At 70.3% G+C, this 22,978-nt stretch carries 18 protein-coding genes and 1 pseudogene; 3 read left to right on the forward strand and 16 right to left on the reverse strand.

The features are described 5' to 3' along the window. Positions 1-8: 8 nt before the first annotated feature. From glgB to ABGB21_RS05365, 10 genes are all read right to left on the reverse strand, one after another. Complete coding sequence (glgB, locus tag ABGB21_RS05320) at positions 9-2,138, reverse strand: 1,4-alpha-glucan branching protein GlgB (RefSeq protein WP_347653633.1); 2,130 nt, start codon at positions 2,136-2,138, stop codon at positions 9-11. Beyond that, on the reverse strand, positions 2,126-4,162 hold the full coding sequence (locus tag ABGB21_RS05325) for an alpha-1,4-glucan--maltose-1-phosphate maltosyltransferase (RefSeq protein ID WP_347676572.1): 2,037 nt from the start codon (positions 4,160-4,162) through the stop codon (positions 2,126-2,128). The genes glgB and ABGB21_RS05325 overlap by 13 nt, the downstream gene beginning before the upstream one ends. Before the next feature lie 328 nt (positions 4,163-4,490). Continuing rightward, complete coding sequence (locus ABGB21_RS05330; RefSeq protein WP_347653635.1) at positions 4,491-5,207, reverse strand: dihydrofolate reductase family protein; 717 nt, start codon at positions 5,205-5,207, stop codon at positions 4,491-4,493. A gap of 98 nt (positions 5,208-5,305) precedes the next feature. Then, the gene (locus ABGB21_RS05335; protein ID WP_347653636.1) at positions 5,306-6,574 is read right to left on the reverse strand and encodes a DUF6596 domain-containing protein; all 1,269 of its coding nucleotides are present in this window, start codon (positions 6,572-6,574) and stop codon (positions 5,306-5,308) included. Then, positions 6,538-6,897: a YciI family protein gene (locus tag ABGB21_RS05340; RefSeq protein WP_347653637.1), complete on the reverse strand. Its 360-nt coding sequence runs from the start codon at positions 6,895-6,897 to the stop codon at positions 6,538-6,540. The genes ABGB21_RS05335 and ABGB21_RS05340 overlap by 37 nt, the downstream gene beginning before the upstream one ends. 221 nt (positions 6,898-7,118) lie before the next feature. Beyond that, complete coding sequence (glgA, locus tag ABGB21_RS05345; RefSeq protein ID WP_347653638.1) at positions 7,119-8,351, reverse strand: glycogen synthase; 1,233 nt, start codon at positions 8,349-8,351, stop codon at positions 7,119-7,121. Positions 8,352-8,417: 66 nt separating this feature from the next. Continuing rightward, complete coding sequence (locus tag ABGB21_RS05350; protein WP_347653639.1) at positions 8,418-9,317, reverse strand: patatin-like phospholipase family protein; 900 nt, start codon at positions 9,315-9,317, stop codon at positions 8,418-8,420. Positions 9,318-9,351: 34 nt separating this feature from the next. Next, entirely contained in the window at positions 9,352-10,548 is a 1,197-nt protein-coding gene (locus ABGB21_RS05355) for a hypothetical protein (protein ID WP_347653640.1), read from the reverse strand. Between the two features lie 14 nt (positions 10,549-10,562). Next, a complete protein-coding gene (locus ABGB21_RS05360; RefSeq protein ID WP_347676574.1) occupies positions 10,563-11,528 on the reverse strand; it encodes a fatty acid desaturase in 966 nt (321 codons plus the stop codon). A gap of 427 nt (positions 11,529-11,955) precedes the next feature. Further along, the gene (locus ABGB21_RS05365; RefSeq protein WP_347676717.1) at positions 11,956-12,558 is read right to left on the reverse strand and encodes a LysE/ArgO family amino acid transporter; all 603 of its coding nucleotides are present in this window, start codon (positions 12,556-12,558) and stop codon (positions 11,956-11,958) included. 125 nt (positions 12,559-12,683) lie between these two features. On the opposite strand from ABGB21_RS05365, the gene ABGB21_RS05370 reads away from it, so the two are divergent. The 3 genes and pseudogenes from ABGB21_RS05370 (at position 12,684) to pgm (ending at position 16,731) form a co-directional block, all read left to right on the forward strand. Further along, positions 12,684-13,580 (forward strand): LysR family transcriptional regulator ArgP, encoded by an 897-nt coding sequence (locus ABGB21_RS05370; protein ID WP_347653642.1) that lies wholly within the window; start codon positions 12,684-12,686, stop codon positions 13,578-13,580. Between the two features lie 121 nt (positions 13,581-13,701). Continuing rightward, a pseudogene (gene glgC, locus ABGB21_RS05375) lies at positions 13,702-14,937 on the forward strand (glucose-1-phosphate adenylyltransferase); the annotation flags it as partial. A 147-nt stretch (positions 14,938-15,084) separates the two neighbouring features. After that, positions 15,085-16,731 carry a phosphoglucomutase (alpha-D-glucose-1,6-bisphosphate-dependent) gene (pgm, locus tag ABGB21_RS05380; RefSeq protein ID WP_347653643.1) on the forward strand — a complete coding sequence of 549 codons (1,647 nt, stop codon included), beginning with the start codon at positions 15,085-15,087 and terminating at the stop codon, positions 16,729-16,731. 36 nt (positions 16,732-16,767) lie between these two features. On the opposite strand, the gene ABGB21_RS05385 is transcribed toward pgm, so the two are convergent. From ABGB21_RS05385 to ABGB21_RS05410, 6 genes are all read right to left on the reverse strand, one after another. Continuing rightward, positions 16,768-17,202 (reverse strand): hypothetical protein, encoded by a 435-nt coding sequence (locus tag ABGB21_RS05385; protein ID WP_347653644.1) that lies wholly within the window; start codon positions 17,200-17,202, stop codon positions 16,768-16,770. Between the two features lie 66 nt (positions 17,203-17,268). After that, positions 17,269-18,522: a type VII secretion-associated serine protease mycosin gene (mycP, locus tag ABGB21_RS05390; RefSeq protein ID WP_347653750.1), complete on the reverse strand. Its 1,254-nt coding sequence runs from the start codon at positions 18,520-18,522 to the stop codon at positions 17,269-17,271. A 53-nt stretch (positions 18,523-18,575) separates the two neighbouring features. Beyond that, entirely contained in the window at positions 18,576-20,042 is a 1,467-nt protein-coding gene (locus ABGB21_RS05395) for a hypothetical protein (protein WP_347653645.1), read from the reverse strand. Beyond that, positions 20,042-20,542 (reverse strand): hypothetical protein, encoded by a 501-nt coding sequence (locus ABGB21_RS05400; protein ID WP_347653646.1) that lies wholly within the window; start codon positions 20,540-20,542, stop codon positions 20,042-20,044. The genes ABGB21_RS05395 and ABGB21_RS05400 overlap by 1 nt, the downstream gene beginning before the upstream one ends. Before the next feature lie 148 nt (positions 20,543-20,690). Beyond that, a complete protein-coding gene (locus ABGB21_RS05405) occupies positions 20,691-21,815 on the reverse strand; it encodes a DegT/DnrJ/EryC1/StrS family aminotransferase (RefSeq protein ID WP_347676577.1) in 1,125 nt (374 codons plus the stop codon). Positions 21,816-21,859: 44 nt separating this feature from the next. Next, positions 21,860-22,942 carry a Gfo/Idh/MocA family oxidoreductase gene (locus tag ABGB21_RS05410; RefSeq protein ID WP_347653648.1) on the reverse strand — a complete coding sequence of 361 codons (1,083 nt, stop codon included), beginning with the start codon at positions 22,940-22,942 and terminating at the stop codon, positions 21,860-21,862. Positions 22,943-22,978: the final 36 nt, after the last annotated feature.

Below are 22,978 nucleotides of genomic sequence, written 5' to 3' on the forward strand. Positions count from 1 at the left end.
TCCCAGGATCAGTCCGGACGCAGCCAGAGTACGCCGAGCGGCGGCACCCGCAACGCCACCGAGGCGGGCAGCCCGTGCCAGGGCAGGTCCTCGGCGAGCACCGCCCCCAGGTTGCCGACCCCGGACCCGCCGTAGTGGTCCGCGTCGGTGTTCAGCACCTCGGCCCAGCGGCCGGCCAGCGGCAACCCGATCCGGTAGCCCTCGTGCGGCAGCGCAGCGAAGTTCGCCACGCAGACCAACGGCGAGCCGTCGGTGGCGATCCGGACGAAGGCCACGGTGTTGTTCGAGGAGTCGTCCGAGACGATCCAGCGGAACCCGGCCGGGACGGTGTCCTGGGACCAGAGCGCCGGGGTGTCCCGGTAGCCGCGGTTGAGGTCGCGGAGCAGACGGTGGAGCCCGGCCCGGCCCGGGTCGTCGAGCAGCCGCCAATCCAGTCCGCGGCTCTCGCTCCACTCCCGGTCGTCGCCGAGTTCGGCGCCCATGAAGAGCAGTTGCTTGCCCGGGTGCGCCCACATGTACGCCAGCAGCGCCCGTACCCCGGCCAGTTTCCGCCACTGGTCGCCGGGCATCCTGCCGAGCAGCGACCCCTTGCCGTGCACCACCTCGTCGTGGCTGATCGGCAGCACGTAGTTCTCGCTCCAGGCGTACACCAGGGAGAAGGTCAGCTCGTTGTGGTGGTGCTGGCGGTAGACCGGATCCTTGCCGACATAGGTCAGCGTGTCGTGCATCCAGCCCATGTTCCACTTGAAGCCGAAGCCGAGCCCGCCGGAGTCGGTGGGCCGGGTCACCCCCGGCCAGGCGGTCGACTCCTCGGCAACCATCACCACCCCCGGATGGTGCCGGTAGACGGTCGCGTTCACCTCCTGGAGCAGCGCGATCGCCTCCAGGTTCTCCCGGCCGCCGTGCTGGTTCGGCGCCCACTGCCCGTCGGAGCGGGAATAGTCGAGGTAGAGCATCGAGGCGACCGCGTCCACCCGCAGACCGTCCACATGGAACTCGTCACACCAGTAGAGCGCGTTCGCCACCAGGAAGTTGCGCACCTCGGGCCGACCGTAGTCGAAGACGTACGTGCCCCAGTCCGGGTGCTCGCCGCGACGCGGGTCGGGATGTTCGTAGAGCGGCGTGCCGTCGAACCGGGCCAACGCCCACTCGTCGCGGGGGAAGTGCGCCGGCACCCAGTCCAGCAGCACCCCGATCCCGGCGGAGTGCAGCCGGTCCACCAGATGGCGGAAGTCGTCCGGGTCGCCGAACCGGGCCGTCGGCGCGTAGTAGCCGGTCACCTGGTAGCCCCAGGAGCCGCCGAACGGATGCTCCATCACCGGCAGGAACTCCACGTGGGTGAAGCCCAGGTCGACGACGTACGCGGTGAGCTGCTCGGCCAGCTCCCGATAGGACAGCCCGGGACGCCACGAACCGAGGTGCACCTCGTAGACGCTCATCGGCTCCTGGTGTGGCGCCCGACCGGCCCGGTGGGTCAGCCAGTCGCCGTCGGACCACACGTACCGGGACGACCCGGGCACCACCGAGGCGGTCGCCGGCGGCACCTCGGTACGTCGGGCCAGCGGATCCGCCTTGTCCCGCCAGACCCCGTCGGCGCCGAGGATCCGGTACTTGTACCGGTGTCCCGGTGCCGCCTCCGGCACGAAGATCTCCCAGACCCCGCTGCGGCCCAGCGAACGCATCGGCCAGCCCTCGTGCGCGTCCCAGCCGGTGAAGTCGCCGACCAGCCGCACCCCCCGGGCGTTCGGCGCCCAGACCGCGAACGCCACCCCGGCACTGTCGTCCGGTTGGCCGGTCTCCGCCGGCCGGGCGCCGAGCGCCTCCCAGAGCCGCTCGTGCCGGCCCTCGGCGATCAGGTGCAGGTCGAGTTCACCCAGGGTCGGCGGATACCGGTACGGGTCGTCGCGCGGCTCACCACCGTCCACCACCAGCCGGTAGTCGAGCACCGTCCCGGGCACCGTCGCCTCGAAGACCCCCGCCGGGTGCACCCGACGCATCGGGTACGCGTCGGCGCCCACGACCAGCCGCACCTCGCCCGCCCCCCGGCGCAGGGTACGGATCACCGTCCGGCCGCCGTCCGGATGTGCGCCGAGCACGGCGTGCGGGTCGTGCGTCGTACCGGCGATCAGCTCGTCCATCCCACACCTTCCGATCCGGCGGCCGGGTCAGCATCCCAGACCCCGGCCCGGGACGGCAGCGGGGCGCCGTACCGGTGCACCGTGAAGACGTGGGCGGGCTGCAGGTACGGGTCGAGTCGTACCGCGTTGTGCTGCCCCCAGTCGTAGTGCGCACCGGTCAGTTCGTCGTGCACGGCGAACCGCTCGTGCCAGTCGAAGCCGAGCGCCGGCATGTCCAGCACCGTGTTTCCCCACTGCACCTGACCCGGGTCGACGGAGCAGACCACCAGGACGGTGTTGCCGGTCCGCTCGTCCCGCTTCGACCAGCAGAGCAGTGCCGGGTTGTCGATCTCGTGGAACCGCAGGTTACGCAGCCAGTACAGGGCCGGGTTGGCCCGCCGGATCTGGTTCAGCCGGGTGATGAACGGGGCCAGTGACCGGCCCTCGGCCTCGGCGGCCGCCCAGTCCCGGGGCTTCAGCTCGAACTTCTCGTTGTCGACGTACTCCTCGGCGCCGGGCCGGGCCACGTGCTCGAAGAGTTCGAAGCCGGCGTACATGCCCCAGCTCGGGGAGAGCAGGGCGGCCAGCACCGCCCGGATCTTGAACATCGGCGGGCCGCCGTGCTGCAGGTGCTCGGGCAGGATGTCCGGGGTGTTCGGCCAGAAGTTCGGCCGCATGTGGTCGGCGGCGTCAACCAGTTCGGTGCAGTACTCCCGCAGTTCCGTCGGGCTGGTCCGCCAGGTGAAGTACGTGTACGACTGGGTGAAGCCGATCTTTCCCAACCCGTGCATCACCGCCGGCCGGGTGAACGCCTCGGCCAGGAACAGCACGTCCGGCTCCTGTCGCTTGACCTGCCAGATCAGCCAGTGCCAGAAGTCGAACGGCTTGGTGTGCGGGTTGTCCACCCGGAAGATCCGTACCCCCTGGTCGACCCAGTGCAGCACCACCCGGAGGATCTCGGCCCGGATCCCCTCCGGATCGTTGTCGAAGTTGAGCGGGTAGATGTCCTGGTACTTCTTCGGCGGGTTCTCCGCGTACGCGATCGAGCCGTCGGCCCGGGCGGTGAACCACTCCGGGTGCTCGGTGACCCAGGGGTGGTCCGGCGCCGCCTGCAGTGCCAGGTCCATCGCCACCTCCAGCCCGTGCTCGCGGGCGGCGACGACAAACCGCCGGAAGTCCTCCGGCGTACCCAGCTCGGGGTGGATCGCGTCGTGCCCGCCCTCGGCTGCGCCGATCGCCCACGGCGACCCGACGTCGTCCGGTCCGGCGGTCAGGGTGTTGTTCCGGCCCTTGCGGTTGACCCGGCCGATCGGGTGGATCGGCGGCAGGTACAGCACGTCGAATCCCATCGCGGCGACCCCGGGCAGCCGGGCGGTGGCGGTGGCGAAGGTGCCGTGTTTCGCCGGCTCCCCGTCGGCGGCCAGCACCGCCCCCTCGGAGCGGGGGAAGAACTCGTACCAGGCGGAGAAGAGGGCCCGCTGCCGGTCGGTCCAGATCGTCCGGTCCGGCCCGTCGGTGAGCAGGGCTCGAACCGGGTACGCCCAGAGCAGCTCGGCCAGCTCCAGGGCGGGGGAAACCCGGTCGGCCAGCGCCAGCTCCTCGTCCCGCAGCGCCGTCACGGCGGTGCGTACCCGCTGTTGGGCGTCGGCCGGCATCGCGGTCGCCGCGACCACCAGCAGGTCGGCGCCCTCGGCCAGGTCGTTGGCCAGCTCGGCCGGCCCCTGCCCGGCGCCGACCTTCTTCACCACCGCGTCCCGCCAGGTCAGGTACGGGTCCTCGAACGCCTGCACCCGGAACGTCCACTCACCGACCACGTCCGGGCTGATCGTCGCGTACCACCGGTCGTCCGTGCCGGGCCGCATCCGCACCACCGGCCGCGGCTCGCCGTCCGGCCCCCACCAGGCCACCTGGCAGCCCATCGCCGCGTGCCCCTCCCGGTACGCCGTGGCGCCCACCGGGACCAGCTCACCAACCACCGCCTTCGCCGGATAGCGACCACAGGCCACGCTCGGCGTCACGTCCTCGATCGGAATCCGTCCGGTCACCCTCCCCAACCTACTGGCAAAGATCGACGGCCGCGCGGTGGAAGTGCGCTGCGCCAGCCCGGCGACGGTCGGAACCCGGCCTCGCTGGAGGCCTGGATGGCCACCTTCGAGGCGCCGCCACGCCGTGAGGTCACCCGGTTGGAGATCACCACGGACGGCGACGTGGCGTTCGCGACCAGCCTCGACTGCCTGACCGCTGTGCCTCGCGGCTCGACCGAGAGCTTCAGCCTGTGGTTCCGAATGACGCTGGGACTGCGCCGCGCCGACGGGCGCTGTTTGGGGCACCCGGGCACCGGGTTCGGCGCCCGGGTGCGATCGCGGCGCTGGTTCAGGCGGCGGGAGAGGATGCGGTTTCGGTCGGACCGCCGCCGCTCCCGCGGTCGTCGAGCACGAGGGGGCCGCGCCCGTTGACGGTGTACCGGATGTGCGTGACCTGCGGCGAGTGCACGACCCTGGTGGGTGCGAGCTCGATCGCCTCGAAGTCGCCGAGGTCGAGGCCGCCGTCGAGCAGGCGCATCCCCGCGCCGAGTACCACCGGGGCGATGTGGATCTCCAGCTCGTCCAGCAGGCCGGCTTCGAGTACCTGTCGCAGCAGGCTGCCACCGCCGGCGACGGCGACGTTCTTGCCATTCGCCACCGCACGTGCCTGCTCGACCGCGCTGGCGACACCGTCGGTGACGTACGTGAAGCTCGTTCCACCCTTGCGTACCAGGGTCTCGCGGGGACGGTGCGTCACGACGAAGACCGGCGCGCGGAACGGGGGTTCCTCGCCCCACGGCGCCTCACCGCCGTCGGCCATCCGCCTGCCCATGACGTATGCGCCGGCCGCCTCGAACGTCTCGGCCAGGATCTCCGAGTTCGTGTCCTGCTCGCCGCCGGCGAAGCCCAACCGCTCCCGCCAGGCCATCGCCTCGGTCGCCCAACGGGTGACCCGGAAGAACCCGGCGGCCTCTGCTGATTCCATCCAGGCGCCGTCGCCGCTGTCCTGAGGGCCGGCGTAGTACCCGTCAAGTGAAAGCGACATCTGCGCTGTTACCTTGGTCATCGTCCTCGCTCCGCTCTCTCGCGCCCTTGGTTCGGGCTGCTCACCTAGAGATCGGAGCGGCAAGGTTGATTTCTACACGCGTGCCGCGACGAACCGGCTCACTCGGTGCAGCGGACCGCCTGCTGCACGAGAAACCGCTGCTCGGCCCGGCTTCCAGCCAGGCGTGCGGCCTCCCGGTACGCCGCGGCCGCGTCGACCCGTTCCCCGGCGTGCTCAAGCAGGTGTGCCCGGACCGCCAGCAGTCGGTGATTACCGGCCAGTGGCCCGGACTCCAACTCGCCGAGCAGCGCCAGCCCAGCCTCCGGGCCCCGCACCTTCGCCAAGGCGACCGCCCGGTTGAGCGTGGCGACGGGACTGGGCGCCAGTCGATCGAGGACCTGGTACAGCCCGAGAATCTGGGGCCAGTCCGTGGCCTCGGTCGATGGTGCCTCGGTGTGTACGGCCGCGATGGCCGCCTGTATCTGGTACGGGCCGAGAGGCCGCATGGCGAGACTGCGGGTGACCAGGGCGATGCCTTCCGTGATCGCGGCTTGGTCCCACCGCGACCGGTCTTGCTCACTGAGCGGCACGAGGCTGCCGCCGGGTCCGGTGCGCGTCGCGCTGCGCGCCTCGGTCAACACCATCAGCGCCAGCAGTCCTACGGTTTCGCCGGAATTCGGCAGCCGGTCATGTAGCCGACGCGCCAGCCACAAGGCCTGCCGGGTCAGATCGGTCCGCTGCAGCACCGGCCCGGAACTGGCGCTGTAGCCCTCGTTGAACAGCAGGTACAACACGTGCAACACGGCCTGGAGCCGGGGCCCCCGCTCGGGCTGCGGCGGCAGCTCGAATCGGGCATCGGCGTCCCGCAGCCGCTGTTTCGCCCGTGAAATCCGCTGGCCCATCGTCTTCTCCGGCACGAGGAAGGCCGCGGCGATCTCGGCCGTGCTCAGTCCGCCGACCGCCCGTAGGGTCAGTGCCACCTGTGCCGACGGGGCCAGGGCCGGATGGCAGCACAGGAACAACAGCTCAAGCAGGTCGTCGCGCACCGGCTCCAGGTCCGGCGGCGGGGCGACCAGCGCATCGCGCGGGGTGGCGTGCAGAACGGCACGCTCCCGACGTTCCCGGGCAGTGTCAGTGCGCAGTTGATCCAGGTAGCGACGCGCGGCGACCGTCTTCAGCCACCCCAGCGGCTGCGCTGGGACGCCCGTGCGTGGCCACGTGCCGACGGCGGAGATCAACGCCTCCTGTACCGCGTCCTCACACCGGTAGAAGTCGCCGTAGCGGCGTACGAGCGCACCGAGCACCGGGGCGGCGAGTGTCCGCAGCAGTCCCTCGACCGACGCGTCGACCCTCAACGCCGAACCCAGCCGCCCGGCATGAACGGCCACACCTCGACGCTGCCACCGTAGCGCAGCCCTGGATAGGACTGGGCGATGTCCAGCGCCCGCTGGTCGACGTCGACATCCACCACGAAGAAGGAGCCCACGTACTCCTTCGCCTCCAGGTACGGCCCGTCCGTGACGACCGGACCGCCATGTGCCATCCGGACCGATCTGGCCTGCGGTACCAAGCCTTCCGCGCTGACCAACTCCCCGGACTCGGCCAACGCATCGTTGAACACGTCCACCTCACTGATGAGCACGGCGAGGTCGGCCGGTGCGAGCGTGTTCCAGATTTCCTCGTTGCCATAGACCAGCATCAGATACTTCATGGGACAGCCCTTCCGGCAGCGGCGGCGAGCACCGTTGTCACGGAGTGCGGGCCGCCGAGATCTGTGCACAAGACGGCAACGGTACGGCCTCACGCCCATCGGCTTCGCGCCGGTCGGCGCGACCGTGGTGATGTGGAACGACGCAGCGCGGCCCGACTCCGAACGCCGGCCCGGCCAACGCCTCTAATGGGGCTGCCTGTTCTGCGGCCGGACCGAGGTCGTCAGCGGGCGCCGATGGCGGAGCGGTAGACCGCCAGCGTCCGCTGGGCGATCGAGTCCCAGGAGAAGTGTTCGACCGCCCGTCGCCGCCCGGCCCGGCCCAGCTCGACTGTCCGGGCCGGGTCGGCGAGCAGCCCGTTGATTGCCGTGGCGAGGTCGGCGACGAACCGTTCCGGGTCCAGCGGTGTGCCGGTGCCGTCGTTGGCCTGGGTGATCGGCACCAGCAGCCCGGTCGAGCCGTCCGCGACGACCTCGGGGATGCCGCCGGTCGCGGTCGCCACCACGGCGGTCTCGCAGGCCATCGCCTCCAGGTTGACGATGCCCATCGGCTCGTAGATCGACGGGCAGACGAAGACCGTGCTGTGGGTGAGGATCTGGATCACCTCGGGCTTCGGCAGCATCTCGGCGACCCAGACGACTCCCTCACGGCTGGCCCGCAGCTCGGTGACCAGCGATTCGACCTCGGCGGCGATCTCGACCGTGTCCGGCGCCCCGGCCAGCAGCACCAGCTGGGCCTCCGCCGGCAGGTGGCGCGCCGCCCGGAGCAGGTACGGCAGCCCCTTCTGCCGGGTGATCCGCCCGACGTACGTCACGCTCGGCCGGTCCGGGTCGATGCCGAGCCGGTCCAGCACCTCGGTGCCGGGATCCGGGGCGTACTGGTGGGTGTCGATGCCGTTGTGGACTACCCGGACCCGCTCGGGGGAGACCGACGGGTAGGCGGCGAGCAGGTCCCGCATCATCCCGGCGGAGACCGCGATCACCGCGTCGGCGGCCTCCAGCGCGGTCCGTTCGCACCAGGACGAGAGGGCGTAGCCGCCACCGAGCTGTTCGGCCTTCCACGGCCGCAGCGGCTCCAGGCTGTGCACCGTCACGACGTGCGGCACGCCGTGCAGCAGTTTCGCCACGTGGCCGGCGAGGTTCGCGTACCAGGTGTGGCTGTGCACCACGTCGGTGCCGGCACAGCCGTCGGCCATCGCCAGGTCCACGCCCATGGTCCGCAACGCGGCGTTCGCCCCGGCCAGTTCCGGCGGATCCGGGTACGCGGTCACGCCCGGCTCGTCGTACGGCGGCTGACGCGGCGCGCCGAAGCAGTGCACCCGGGTGTCGGCCCGGGAGCGCAGTTCCCGGGCCAGGTACTCGACGTGTACCCCCGCCCCGCCGTACACGTCCGGGGGGTACTCCCGGGTCAACAGGTCCACCCGGAGTCGTCGGTCGCCGGGGAGGAAATCGCTCACAGCCGGCACCCTAGTGCAGCCGTCGTCGATCCGCCCGGCTAGCGGCGCCGGCAGTCCGCCGCCTGGTCAGGTGGACGGCTGTGGCGATTCCGCGGCTTCCGCCGATGCAGCGAGGGCGCGCTGGCCGTCCTGATAACCCATCTCTTCCAGCCTGAGCAGCCTGTCCCGGTCGGTCTCCAGCCGGTGCCCGAGCAGAGCCTGGTCAGCAGGTGCGATTCGGATGACCTTGATGCCGGCGGCCGATCCCCACTCGGTCAGCTCTTCGGTCGCGGCACCGAGCGGATTCCGGGCAAGCAGGAGATGTTTGACCGATGACGACAGGTTGGGCAGGAGCCTGACCACGAGCGACTCGCGAGGGGTTTCCAGCTCCCGGCCGAGGTAGGGCTTGGCCACGCTGGAGATCGCGATGACCGCCGTCGGGTTCCGCCGCATCGCCCGGAGTACCGGCAGCGGATCGCTGATGCCGCCGTCGATGTAGCGCCTACCGTCGATCATCACCTTCCTGGGATAGAGCAGCGGGATCGCCATCGTCGCCCGCAGGGCACGGTAGAGCTCCTGGTCCGAACTGCTCTGCGCGAGGTCGACGTATCGCGCCGAGCCGTCATGGGCGTCGGTCAGGCCGACCTCGAAGGTGAGCTCCCGGTCGGCGAGTGTCCTGGCGGACAACGAGGTGATCGTGTCGATGGTCTCGGCGAGGAGATCCACATCGACGACCTTCCGGAGGCGCCAGAGGTTGATGAACCGGTCGCCGCCGAGGCTGTCGAGGAAGAGGTGCACCGCCTCGGTGACCGTCCGGTCGCCGGCTCCGCCCACGTGGGTGGCGAGTACCGCTCCGGACACGCAGCCGGCGCTGGCGGTGTGGATGGTCCGCACCTGGGCGGCGAAGCCGCCCTCGACGACCGCGCGGACCGCGCCCAGGCAGTAGATCGAGCGCATCGCGCCGCCCTGGATCACAACGGAGATCATTTGGGCTCCTAAACGGATGATCGACCCGTGGTCGTCATGGTGAAAAGTATTTGACCACCTGGACGGAGATCGCGGAGATGGGGCCGAGAATCGAGAGGGCGCCGGCGATCAGCCATCTTTGTCGGATCGGTGTGGAAGGGATCTTGGCAATGTATTCCAGGCGCTGGTAGGAAACCAGGAGCAGCAGGAGGCCCTCGGTGTCCTTCCGATCGGCGTTCGCGGTGATCTCCTCCGCCACCTTCCGGGTCTGGGCCTCCTTGTCGCGCCGAACCTGACGACGGAAGTTTATGTTGACGGCAAAGAAGACATAGCCGACGACGCCGATGAACACGGAAAGGAGCAGGACGGTCGCGATGGTCCCGGTCGCGGGTTCCAGGAAGAACGACAGGGCCCAGGCGCTCAACAGGGTGCACAGCGCTCCCGCCTGCATGTTCGTGATCAGTTGGCGGAGCCGTAGCCAGCCGAAGAAGCCGTCCGGGTTCAGCATGTTGGCCCGGAACTGGTAGTCGTTCTGGAGTCTTTTCAAGAACGAGACATAGGTGAGCCCGACCACCGCCTCCGCGTAGACCATGTAGATCCCGACCGCGCCGAAGAGCGCCCACACGATGCCGCCGGGACGCAGCGGTTGGAGGCTCGCCCACCAGTTGTCGTACAGGTCGGGCGCGAGGAAACCGAAGAGTCCGGACTGGAGTGACAGGTTCGTCAGGGTGGTAAAGGCGAGGGCGACCATGAAGGCGAGCGGTGAGAACTTTCCCCACCGGCGCAACCGGATATTCACCGCTTCCACCGCTTCGGTGAGCTTTCGCCGACCTGCCTCGTCGTACTTGACGCAGCCGGACGCCTCCATCTCGGAGTGCAAACTCGCGGCGCCCCGGTACAGGGCGTATACCAGGGGTACCGAGGCGGCGATGGTGAAGGTCAGGATGATCGACGGATAGTCGCGCAGGTACGGAACCGCCAGGTCCGCACTGTCGGACTCGTTACGGAGGGCGAAAAGCCAGACATCGTTCCACAGGGTGTCCGCGTCTTTTGACCGTAGGAACAGGCCGGACGCGGCCGCCGACCAGATTGCCGCCAGCGCGGTGAGTGCCGCGATGACGACGGCGACCGTCAGGGTACCGACCGCGGCGCCGTCCAGCCTGTTTAGGATCAGCGGGTCGACGACGAACGGTTTCAGGTCCGGAATGGGCGCCGGCTCGCTGCGTTCCGTCTGTCTCGGAATGGTTTGCACCGTGCATCCTTCGGCTATCTGGCCGGGTGACCGGGTGAGTGCGGAGAGTTGTCGCAGGGACGGCGGGCGAGGCTGCGGACCAGCGACGCGTGCGAACGGACAGCCGTGATCATGTCGCGGTGCACCGGTAGGTCGAGGCCGATCTCGCGGAGGTCGGCCCGCAGCCGTGCCGTCACCGCCGGGAGTTCCAGGAACGTGAGGCTCGGTGCGAGATGGTGGGCGATGTGGAAGTTCACGCCACCACAGAGCCACCACCAGACGCCCTGTCGCCGACCCACGTCGGTGGTCCGGAGCACCTGATCGCACAGTGGCCATCGGGCCGAGTAGTCGTCGCTGTCGTCGGACAGTGCGGTGTTGTGCTGGACCTGGGTCACGAAGGAGACGAGGGTGCCGGCGCACAGGTGGAAGACCAGGAAGGTCGCCGTGGCGCCGCGCAGTGACTGCGTCAGGAAGACCGGAAGCCAGACGACCAGGGCCCCGACGTACTTGTCGAGGAGGAAGACCCAACCGGGGACTGTGATCGTGATTCCGGGAAGGTGGTTGTAGCGGCGGACGAGACGGGGCTCGGCCGGCTTCAGCATGTTCAGCGTCGAGAACGGGAGCAGGAACCACATGTGCACGTGCTGGGTCAGGTGCAGGGGTTGCCATCCCTGCGCGGACGAGACCCGGCCCAGGCGGCCGAACTGGATGTCCGGATCGAACTCCGGGTTTCCGGGGTACCGGTGGTGGAGCCGGACATGTTTGTAGGCCCACCATCTCGGGCTGAAGCCGACCGGGCTCGCCCCGAGTCGGGCTAGTAGGAAGTCGACGCCGGCCGGTAGTCGGACGCTCCGGTGCACCGAGTCGTGGAACCAGGAACCGAGCAGCGAGACGGTGGCTATCGCGAAGACCATTATCGCGGGCAGATTGTGGGGAAACGCAAACGAGATCGTCCCGGCGTAGCCGCCGAGCAGCGGCACGACGCGGGAGGCGGTGTCCACGGATATCCGCGCGATCGAGGGGTGGCGCCGATTAGCCAGCTCGCGAGTGCGGAAACGGCGCAGTCTCGCCTCGAGATCGTCCGACCTGCGGAGATCGGCGGTGACCGCTCCGTCGGACTGCCGCTGGCGGGATGTTCGGCCCAAGCTCACAGTATCGACCTTTACCTGTGGTATGAACACCGTGCCGGTCCGAGGTCGGGAGTGCCCCAGTATTGATCGATACGACTATAGTGGTTGTTTCTGCGGCCTCCTTCATCCGAACGGGCACCCTTGGTGTCGCCTCGCCGACCCAGAAATGCCGCTCCCGCCCCCGGGTGGCGATCGTCAGATTCGCGCACCTTGGCTCGGCGCGCCGACGTCGGCGGGCTCGGCCCGTTGGCGTTGTCGTTGTCGACCGGGCCGGCCATTCCGATCGGCTCGGCGGAGGTTAACCGGTGATCAGGCTGACGCCGATGGTGATCATCGTGATCGCGATCAGGGTGTCGAGCAGACGCCAGGCCAGCGGGCGGGCGAAGACCCGGCCGAGCAGCCGCGCGCCGTACCCGAGGGCGGTGAACCAGAGCACGCTGGCCAGGGCCGCTCCGGCGCCGAACCACCAGCGGCCACCGGCCGGGTGGGTGTTGGCGAGCGAGCCGAGCAGGAGCACGGTGTCGAGGTAGACGTGGGGGTTGAGCCAGGTCATCGCCAGTACGGTGAGCACCGCCGTACGCAACGAGCCGCCGCCGCCCTCGGCCCCGCCGCTCAGGGTCTGTGCGCCGAACGCGCGGCGGGCCGCGAGCAGGCCGTAGCCGATCAGGAAGGCGGCACCGGCCCACCGGACGACGGTGAGCGCCACCGGTGCCCGGTCGACGACCGCGCCGACGCCGGTGATCCCGGCCAGGATCAGTGCCGCGTCCGAGGCGGCGCAGATGGCGACGACCGGCAGCACGTGCCGGGCCCGGATGCCCTGTCGGAGCACGAAGGCGTTCTGGGCGCCGATCGCCACGATCAGGGAGAGCCCGACGCCGAAGCCGGCGAGCAGGACGGGCAGCGTGTCGGCGGGGAGGGCGGTGGCGGGCAGCGCCAGTGGGGCGGTAGCGGTCACGGGCCGACCCTAGAGAGGCGAAGGTCCCGGCTCCAGCTAATGATTCTTAACCAACATTAGGATCGCTTAACGTGGACCTCCAGTTCGAGCAACTCCGTACCTTCGTGGCGGTGGTCGACCACGGTTCGTTCGAGGCTGCCGCCCGGCAGTTGCACGTCACCGCTTCGGCGGTCAGCCAACGGATGAAGGCGCTGGAGACCACGGTCGGTCGGGTGCTCGTCGAACGGGGAAAGCCGGCGCGTGCCACCGCCTCCGGCGAGCTGGTCCTGCGACTGGCCCGGCAGGTCGCCTTGCTGGAGACCGACGTTCTGGACCAGTTGGGTGCCCCGTCCGCCGCCGATCGGGAGGGATTCACCAGGATTCCGGTGGTGGTCAACGGCGACTCGCTGAACACCTGGGTGCTGCCGGCGCTGGCGGTGGCGGCCCGGCAGCGGATCTGCGTCGACGTCCACCGGGAGGACCAGGACCACTCGGTGGAACTGCTCCGCCGTGGCACGGTGATGGCGGCGGTCACCTCCGACTCCCGGCCGGTCCAGGGTTGTGCGGTACGCCCGCTCGGGCGGATGCGGTACCGGCCGATGGCCAGCCCCGAGTTCGTCCGGACCTGGTTCCCGGACGGGCCGACGGCCGAGAACCTGTCCCGGGCGCCGGTGCTCGTCTTCGACCGCAAGGATGATCTCCAGCACCGGTATCTGCGTCGGCGGACCCGTCGGAGTCTGGACCCGCCCCGCAGTTACCTGCCGTTCTCCGGTGACTTCGCCGAGGCGGTCCGCCTGGGCCTCGGCTGGGGCATGCTGCCGCGTCAGCAGAGCGCCCGCTACGAGGCCGCCGGAACGGTCGTACCTGTCGATCCGGACGCCGTGCTGGACGTGCCGCTGTACTGGCAGCAGTGGCGGCTCGAGTCCCGGCAGTTGACGGTGCTGGCCGACGCCGTCGCGGACGCCGCCGCCCGCTCCCTGGACCGGTGAACCGACGCCACCCAGGCCCGCGCTGGTCGTCGCCGGCGCGGCGGGAAGAGGACGATACCGATCTTGGCAGGACGAACGGGACGAGCCCTGTGCGGAGTCCTGCCGGCTCCGTTACCGTCGTGGCATGTCAGCCAAGGTCCTCGCGATTGTCCTGGCCGGGGGAGAGGGCAAGCGTCTCCTCCCGCTCACCGCGGACCGGGCCAAGCCGGCCGTTCCGTTCGGCGGCATGTACCGCATGATCGACTTTGTCCTGTCCAACCTGGCCAACGGTGGCTTCCTCAAGATCGTCGTACTGACGCAGTACAAGTCGCACTCGCTCGACCGGCACGTCACCAAGACCTGGCGGATGTCGAACCTGCTCGGCAACTACGTCACGCCGGTGCCGGCGCAGCAACGACGTGGCCCGTGGTGGTTCGCGGGCTCGGCGGACGCCATCTACCAGAGCTTCAACCTGATCAACGACGAGCAGCCGGACTACGTGATCGTTTTCGGTGCCGACCACATCTACCGGATGGATCCGCGGCAGATGATGGCCGACCACGTCAACTCCGGTGCGGGCGTCACCGTCGCCGGCATCCGCCAACCCCTCTCCACCGCCGACCAGTTCGGCGTGATCGAGGTGGGTGAGGACGGCCGACGGATCCGTGCCTTCCGGGAGAAGCCCACCGACGCGCGGGGCCTGCCGGACGACCCGGACCAGATCTACGCCTCGATGGGCAACTACGTCTTCACCACCAAGGTGCTCTGCGAGGCGGTCGAGCGCGACGCGGCCGACAAGACGAGCAAGCACGACATGGGCGGCAACATCATCCCGATGCTTGTCGAGCGGGGCGAGGCCAACGTGTACGACTTCCGCGACAACGAGGTGCCGGGCAGCACCGACCGGGACCGCGGCTACTGGCGCGACGTCGGGACCCTCGACTCGTTCTACGAGGCGCACATGGACCTGATCGCCATCCACCCGGTCTTCAACCTCTACAACTACGACTGGCCGATCTACACCGACCATCCGCCGTGGCCGCCGGCGAAGTTCGTACACGGGCTGGGGGAGCGGGTCGGACGGGCCGTCGACTCGATGATCTCCCCCGGCGTGGTGATCTCCGGGTCCCTGGTGGAGAACTCCGTCGTCTCGCCGAATGTCCGGGTGCACTCGTGGGCCAACGTGCAAGGCTCGGTACTGATGGAGGGGGTGGAGATCGGACGGCACGCCGTGGTCCGTAACGCCATCCTCGACAAGAACGTGGTGGTGCCGGAGGGCGCGGAGATCGGCGTGGACCTGGAACGGGACCGTGAGCGTTTCACGGTCTCCGACCGTGGCATCGTGGTGATCGGCAAGGGCCAGCGCATCGAGCCCTGACCGGTCGTCACCGGCCGCACCGGCGCTCCGGGCGACACGCGGGTACGACCGCCTGCGCGCCGCCCGGTCCGGCGGGTGCGACGATGCGCGGGCTCGGTCGGCCGGTGGGCGACACGTCCACCCACAGCGGAAATGAGGAGAGTTCTGATGTCGGTCCACGCCCGTGCCGGCCAGCCCGCCCAACCCGAGGACCTGGTCGACGTAGCGCGGCTCGTCACCGCCTACTACGCCGAGCACCCGGACCCGGCGGATCCCGGGCAGCAGGTCGCGTTCGGTACCTCGGGCCACCGGGGATCGAGCCTGCGGGGCGCCTTCAACGAGGACCACATCCTCGCCATCACCCAGGCGACCTGTGACTACCGGCGGGAGAACCGGATCGACGGCCCGCTGTTCCTGGGCCGGGACACCCACGCGCTCTCCGAGCCGGCCGCGGTGAGCGCGCTCGAGGTGCTGGCCGCCAACGAGGTGACCGTGCTGGTCGACAGCCGGGACGGCTACACCCCGACCCCTGCCCTGTCACACGCCATCCTGAGCCACAACAGCGGCCGGAGCACCGGCCTCGCCGACGGGGTTGTCATCACCCCGTCGCACAATCCGCCCACCGACGGCGGCTTCAAGTACAACCCGACGCACGGCGGCCCGGCCGACACCGATGTGACCAGGTGGATCCAGGACCGGGCGAACGCCCTGTTGGCCGACGGACTCCGTGGCGTCCGCCGCATCCCCTACGCCCGGGCCCGGGCCGCCGAGACCACCAGGCCGTACGACTTCCTCGCCAGCTACGTCGACGACCTCCCGGCCGCACTCGACATCGAGGCGATCCGGGGAGCCGGGGTGCGGATCGGCGCGGACCCGCTCGGCGGGGCCAGCGTGGCCTACTGGGGCGAGATCGCGGACCGGCACGGGCTCAACCTGAGCGTGGTGAATCCGCTGGTCGACCCGACCTGGCGGTTCATGACCCTGGACTGGGACGGCAAGATCCGGATGGACTGCTCGTCCCCGCACGCGATGGCGTCGCTCATCGAGCGGCGGGCCGACTACCAGGTCGCCACCGGCAACGACGCGGACGCCGACCGGCACGGCATCGTGACTCCGGACGGCGGGCTGATGAACCCCAACCACTACCTGGCGGTCGCGATCTCGTACCTGTTCCGCAACCGGCCGCAGTGGGGCGCCGAGGCGGCGATCGGCAAGACGCTGGTGTCGTCCTCGATGATCGACCGGGTCGCGGTCGACCTGGCACGTACCCTGCTCGAGGTACCGGTCGGCTTCAAGTGGTTCGTACCGGGGTTGCTCGACGGTTCGGTCGGCTTCGGCGGCGAGGAGAGCGCCGGCGCCTCCTTCCTGGCCCGCGACGGCCGGCCCTGGACCACCGACAAGGACGGCATACTGCTCAGCCTGCTGGCCGCCGAGATCATCGCGGTCACCGACCGGTCGCCGAGTGAGCACTACGCCGACCTGGTGGCCCGGTTCGGCGAGCCGGCGTACGCCCGGATCGACGCCCCGGCGAGCCGCGAGGAGAAGGCGGTGCTCGGGCGGCTGTCCCCGGAGCAGGTCACCGCGACCGAACTGGCCGGGGAGCCGATCACCGCGACCCTGACCACCGCACCGGGTAACGGGGCGTCGATCGGCGGCCTGAAGGTCAGCACCGAGTCCGGCTGGTTCGCCGCCCGCCCGTCCGGCACCGAGGACGTCTACAAGATCTACGCCGAGTCGTTCCGGGGACCGGACCACCTGGGCAGGCTGCAGGAGGAGGCGCAGGCGCTGGTCACCGAGGTGCTCAAGGGAGCCTGACGGGCCGGTGGCCCCGGGGGTGCAGAGCCAGGCGGATCAGGACCAGCTGTCCCCGGCGTCCAACCGCTGCCGGAGCAGGGTGGTCAGCGGGATCGAATGCCCGTCCGGCCCACCCTCACCGATGACCAGCTTTGGCGGTTGCGGTGGTGGTGACACCCCGGTCAGCCGCGCCCGCAGGCTGGCCGGCACGGTGAGCAGGTAGAAGTTTCCGGCGACGTCGATCGCGTGGACCCGAGCGGAGTCGAGGTACCAGCCGAGGATCGGGGTGCGGTAGCGGGTCTGCCCGTTGTAGGCGACGGCGGTCAGCCGGGTCGGGCGCAGGCCACGCTCCTGCGCCTCCCGGACGAACGCCGCGACATGCTGCCGGGCCTCGTCGGTCTCCGCAGCCCGGCGGCGTTCGTCGGCGGCGGCGTGGGCGGCCACCGCGCGACGTCGCTGTTCCGCCCAACTGCCGGCTCCGTCTTCCGCCACGCCTGCGACGGTACGTCGTCCCGGTTCCGACGGCACCGAAGGGGTCAGGCGACGCCTGCCCAGTTCCTACCTGCCCTGGTAGGGCGGGCCGGGGTGGGTGGGCGGACCGGCCTGGCCGGGTGGACCGTACCCGGGCGGGGGATAGCCGGATGTTGGTGGATAGCTGGGCGCCGGATAGCCCACCGGGCCGCCACCACCGGGCGGCGGATAGCCGGCCGGTACGGGTGGTGGGCCGCGTCGCCGACGGGACCGGGCGACGAGCCAGACGACCAGGCCGACGCCGACCAGGACCACCAGCAGACAGAGCCCGCCGAGGACGTACGCGAGCGGGCTGAGCGTGACGCCGGTGCCGCCGTCGGGCAGGGGCGCGGCGGCGGGCTCGGAGGGTACCTGGGAGGTGGGCGGTGCGGCGCTCGGCGTGGGCTCGGCCGGGGCGGGCTGGACGTCGGCGGTGAGCGCCTTGACCAGGTTGAGCGAGCCGTAGCCGTACTCCGGGTCACGGCCGGGGGCGCCCTTGTCGTCGGCGGTCGCGGTGAGCCGGTGCACCACCTCGGTCGCAGACAGGTCCGGGAACTTCGACCGGACCAGCGCCGCCGCCCCCGCCACGATCGCCGTGGCATTGCTCGTACCGGTGCTGGTCAGATAGATCCCAGACCGGCTGGTGGAGGCGATGTCCGCCCCTGGCGCGGTGATCCCCATCTCGGCGCCGGTCACCGTGATCGGGTCCAGTCGGCCATCCCGACCGAGGGCGCCGACCGCCAGGACTCCGGGGTATCGGGCGGGGTAGATGATGCGATCGGCGTCTGTGGTGTTGCCCGACGCCGCCACGAGGACAACATCGGCGGCCAGTGCGCGCTCGACCGCTTCCTTCAGGGCGGTGGTGGTTCCGCCGCTCACAGAGAGAGAAACCACTTTTGCCCCGCGTGCCACCGCCTCGTTGATCGCGGTATGCAGGTTGCCTCCCCTGCTGACCTTGGCCTGCGCGTTTCGGATGGGCAGAATCTTGGCTTGGGGGGCGATGCCGAGGGCGCCATCCGTATTGCCTGGCCCGTGCCCGTGTGCGGCGATGAGGCCGGCCATGGCGGTGCCGTGACCCTGGGTGTCCCGCAGACCCTGGGTATCTTCCCCGGTCAGGTCCAGGCCAGGCAGTACGTTACCGGTCAGGTCACGGTGTTCGGCGTTCACACCGGTGTCCACCACCGCCACCGTTACCCCGGCACCACGACTGATCTGGTGTACCTCGTTGATTTTCAACGCACGTAGATGCCACTGGCGATCCCGTGCCTCGTCCGCCATTGCCGGCAGGGGCGCCCCCAGCATCGCCGCGAGCACCCCACTCACTACTGCCGCGCACCAGCGCGAGCCTTTCAACGTCACCGGTCCTGCCCGAGGACCCCGGTTCCAGGGTCGTGCCGGCTGACGCTGCGGTTCGGCTCGATCGAGGGCGCGACACCCTCCTCAACGGCCCACGGGTTGTCCGGGTCCCAGTGTTGGGAGTCGCGGTCATCGGAGCCCTGCTGACCCCGTCGACCACCCGGACCACCGGCCATGCCGGCACCACGGCCCCCGGCCGCTCCGCCGCCAGCCCCGCGACCGCCGGCCGACCCTCCGGAGGGCCCGATCACGCCGCCGACCGGATTGGCCCGAGGTGCACCGCCGGCCGGATTGCCCCTGGGGGCGGCCCCGCCGCCCATCGGCATACCGCCGCCACCGATCGGCACGCCGCCGACGCCTCCGCCCGGCCGCCCACCGATCACGCCGCCCGGGGGTACGCCGCCTCCGCCTCCGCCGATATTGGCAGCGCCCAGCGGCCCGACCCGCCCGGCACCGGGCCCCGAGACGGAAGGGATCTTGCCGCCGCCGCTGAGCGGCGAGACGCCCGGGATGAGACCCGGAGTACCCAGCCCGGGACCGGGTCCGACCGGTGGGGGCAACGGGCTGCCCGGAGGCGGGGGAGGAATCGGTGTCGGCGGTGGCACGGTGGGCGTCGGAGGAACCACGCTCGACAGCCCGGGACCATCCATGTCATAACCCGGCAGCTCGGAGTCCGGTAGCGTTCTGACCGGCCCCGACTCGGGAAGGTGCCCGTCGATGAATCCGGGCCGGGATTCCACCACGTCCCGGTCAAGGCGGTGCCGAGGAGGTGGGATCACCGGCGGACGAACGGGCCGCTCCTCGGACTCCTCGCCGAACTCGTCGCCACCCCCGGCTTCGCGGATCTCTGGTGGAACATATTCCGGTGGTGGTTGCACGCGGTTGCCGCTGTCGCGCGCGGTTGTGTCGAGTCGAGCCATCACCGCGCGGGCCTGGCGGTTGAGTTCTTCCTGCCGGCCGTCCTCGACCGGCGGTGTGGTCACCGCGCCGTAGATGTTCTCGCCCGCCCAGTCGCCCAGCAGCCGGCCACCGACCCCGCCGTACGCCTGGCCGATTGTTCCGCCGATGTTGCCCGCCTGCTCCACCTGGCGCTGATAGTCGGCGAGCTTCTGCTGGTTGTTGACGTACTCCTCGTAGATCGGCTTGAGCGTAGTTTCGGTCTGCTCGATGCCGTCCGCGACGTAGTTGATGTGCCTCGCGTTGTTCGCCGATGCTGACGACGTCTGCTGTGCGGCGTCGATGAGGCGGTCCAGCTCGGCCATGTACGCGGCGGCGGCGGCGTTGGTTTCGGGCGGCCAGATCTCGGCGAGCTGGCGCCGACAGTCGAGAAGCGCCGCCGAGTGCTGGTCAAGCATGCTGGACGCCCGCTGCCACGCGTCGACCTGCGTGCGACTGGGTTGGAGCTCCTGGCGAGCACCGGTGACCATCTGCCAGAGTTGTACGACGTTGAAGGGACCGGGCGGCATCAGACGTACCTCCCCGTGCTCGGTTGGGGCGACGGGCTTGGCTGGGGCGACGTCGGTTGCTGCTGCTCGGGCGAGACGAGGACGTTGTTCACGTCGCTGACCTTCGCCTGTGACAACTCGTCCGCGTCGCGGTAACTCTTGGCGATGCGCTCCGCCGCCTGTGCCAGCCGGAGCGTTCCGAGGTCCAGATTGTCCAACGCCTGGCAGGTCTTCTCGATGCAGACGTGGTAGTTCTGCCGGAGACTCTCCCAGTCAGGGCCGGGGATGCCGAGACCGATCGTCGAACCGGTCGACGCCGCCTCGTAGACCGGAGGTAGCTGGGTGCGGTAGCCCTCCTGCAGCTCCTCGCGCATCACCTTGGCGGCCTTGGCCAGGCCGTCGATGTTGACGCTGATCTGCTGGAACAGTGCCGCGGCCGCGACACCGGCGGCGGCGCCCATCTGGGCGCCGATAACCGCGCCCATCGCAGCCGCCGTGCCCCCTGGATCGACCGGGCTCATCCCAACCCCTCCCCGCAGGTGTTGTGGAACATCAGCGCCGCTCATTGTAGCTGAGCCGCGACACTTCGCTGATGCCTCGACAGTGGCCCGATCGGCCATAATCCACTGTCGACAGGCCGCCGCCACGGAGATGCCGGCCGGGCGCTCCTCACATCCGGTCGAAGTAGGTGCGAACCTCAGCGACCACCGTGTCGAGCTGTTCGTCGGTGAGTTCGGGGTAGAGCGGCAGGGAGAGGCATTCCCGGGCCCACGCCTCGGTCACCGGCAGGTCACCGGGGCGGTATCCGAGCGAGGCGTACGCGGGCTGCAGGTGCAGCGGGACCGGGTAGTGCACGCCGGCACCGATGCCGGCCGCGTGGAGGTGGCTCAGCAGCGTGTCCCGGTGCGCGGTCCGGACCACGAACAGGTGGTGAACGCCGCGCCGGTTCGGCGGTTCGGCCGGCAGGACGAGGTCGCCGACCCCGTCCAGCCGGGACCGGTAGGCCGCCGCCAGCTCCCGTCGCCGTTGGTTGCTCGCCCGCAGCGTGGCCAGTTTGACCCCGAGGACCGCCGCCTGCAGGGTGTCGAGCCGGGCCGCGTACCCGACGACCAGGTGTTCGTACTTCGTGGTGCGGCCGTGGTCGGAGAGGCGGCGGATCTTGTCGGCGAGCGCCGGGTCCGAGGTGGTGATCGCGCCGGCGTCACCGAACGCCCCGAGGTTCTTGCCCGGATAGAAGGAGAAGCAGCCGATCCGGCCGTAGGCCCCGGCGCGTACCACCGTTCCGTCGTCGTGGACGAACTCGGCGCCGTGGGCCTGGGCGGCGTCCTCGACCAGCGGCACCCCGGCCGCGGTGGCGAGCGCCCCGATCGCGCTGAGGTCGACCGGCAGGCCGTACAGGTGCACCGGTACGACGGCCCGGACGCGGTCGATGACCGACTTGAGCGCGTCCGGGTCCATGCCCCCGGTCTCGGCGTCGACCTCGACGAAACGCGGCCGGGCCCCGAGCCAGGTCACCGGTTCGGCGGTGGCGACGAAGGTGTGCGCCGGCACCGCCACCTCGTCGCCGGGGCCGATGCCGAGCGCGGCGAGGCTCAGATGGATCGCGGCGGTGCCGGAGGAGACGCCGACGGCGTGCCGGGTGCCGCAGAACGCGGCGAACGCCGACTCGAACTCACCGACCTCCCGGCCCAGGATGAACCGGGTGTCCTCGACGACGGCCCGGACGGCGGCGTCGATCGCGTCCCGGTGCCGGGCGTACGAGGCGGCGAGGTCGACCAGGGGGATTCGGGGCATGGCAGGCTCCTGTTCGGGAACGGGCGGGCGGGTCACCGGGCGGGTCAGGACGCGGCGGGGGCCAGGTCGGGGTACGGGCCGCCGGGGCGGGGCCGGGCGTCCGACGGCACCTCGATCCGGGGTACGGTCACCGTCGCCCCGCCGGCCCGCAGCGAGGCGTCGGCAGCCTCCAGTACGGCGACCACCCGGGCCCCGTTCCAGCCGTCGGTCCTCGGCCGGGCGCCGGTACGGACACAGTCGAGGAAGTGCGCGAGTTCCAGCGCGAGCGGCTCCGCCGTGGCGAGCACCGGTACGTGCACCGCCTCGTCGCGGAGCCGGTAGTGCCGCACGCCGGTGCCGTCCGGGTCGACCGGGTCGGCGCCCTTGTCGAAGATCGTGAGCCGGGCGGTCGGGTTCAGGTCGTCGTAGACGAGCATCCGACGGGTGCCGACGACCGTGGTCCGCCGGGTCTTCGCCGGGTCGAGCCAGCTGACGTGCATGTGTGCGACGATGTCCCCGGGGTAGCCGACGGTGACGAACATGACGTCCTCGACACCGTCGTGCAGGTAGCGGCCACCCTGGGCGGCGACCCACCGGGGGTCGGTGCCGAGCAGGTGGTTGGCGATCGACACGTCGTGCGGGCCGATCGACCAGAACGTGTGCAGGTCACTCTGGATCCGTCCCAGGTTGAGCCGCTGCGAGTGCAGGTAGAGGACGTCCCCGATCTCACCGGACCGGATGTACTCGCGCATCCGTTCGACCGCCGGTACGTACTCGAAGGTGTGTCCGACCATCAGCACCAGGTTGGCCCGCTCGGCCGCTTCGGCGAGGGCGACCGCGTCGGCGAGCGACATCGCCAACGGTTTCTCCACGAAGACGTGCTTGCCGGCGGCCAGGGCCCGGCGGGCCAGCGGTGCGTGGCTGGGCGCCGGGGTGGCGATCACCAGGGCGACGACCTCGGGGTCGTCGAGCACCAGGTCCAGGTCGTCGGTGGCGGTCACCTGCGGGTAGCGTTCGGCCGCCGTGTGTCGTCGCTCCGGGCTGGAGTCCACGAGGTAGTGCCAGCGGGACTGTGCGAGCTTGTCGAGGTTCCGGGCGAGGTTGGTGCCCCAGTATCCGAAGCCGACCAGGCCGAGCTTTTCGGTCACGTGTCCTCTCCAGGGATCCAGATCGGGAACGGGTTG

Source organism: Plantactinospora sp. B24E8, assembly GCF_039871735.1.
Lineage (GTDB): Bacteria > Actinomycetota > Actinomycetes > Mycobacteriales > Micromonosporaceae > Plantactinospora.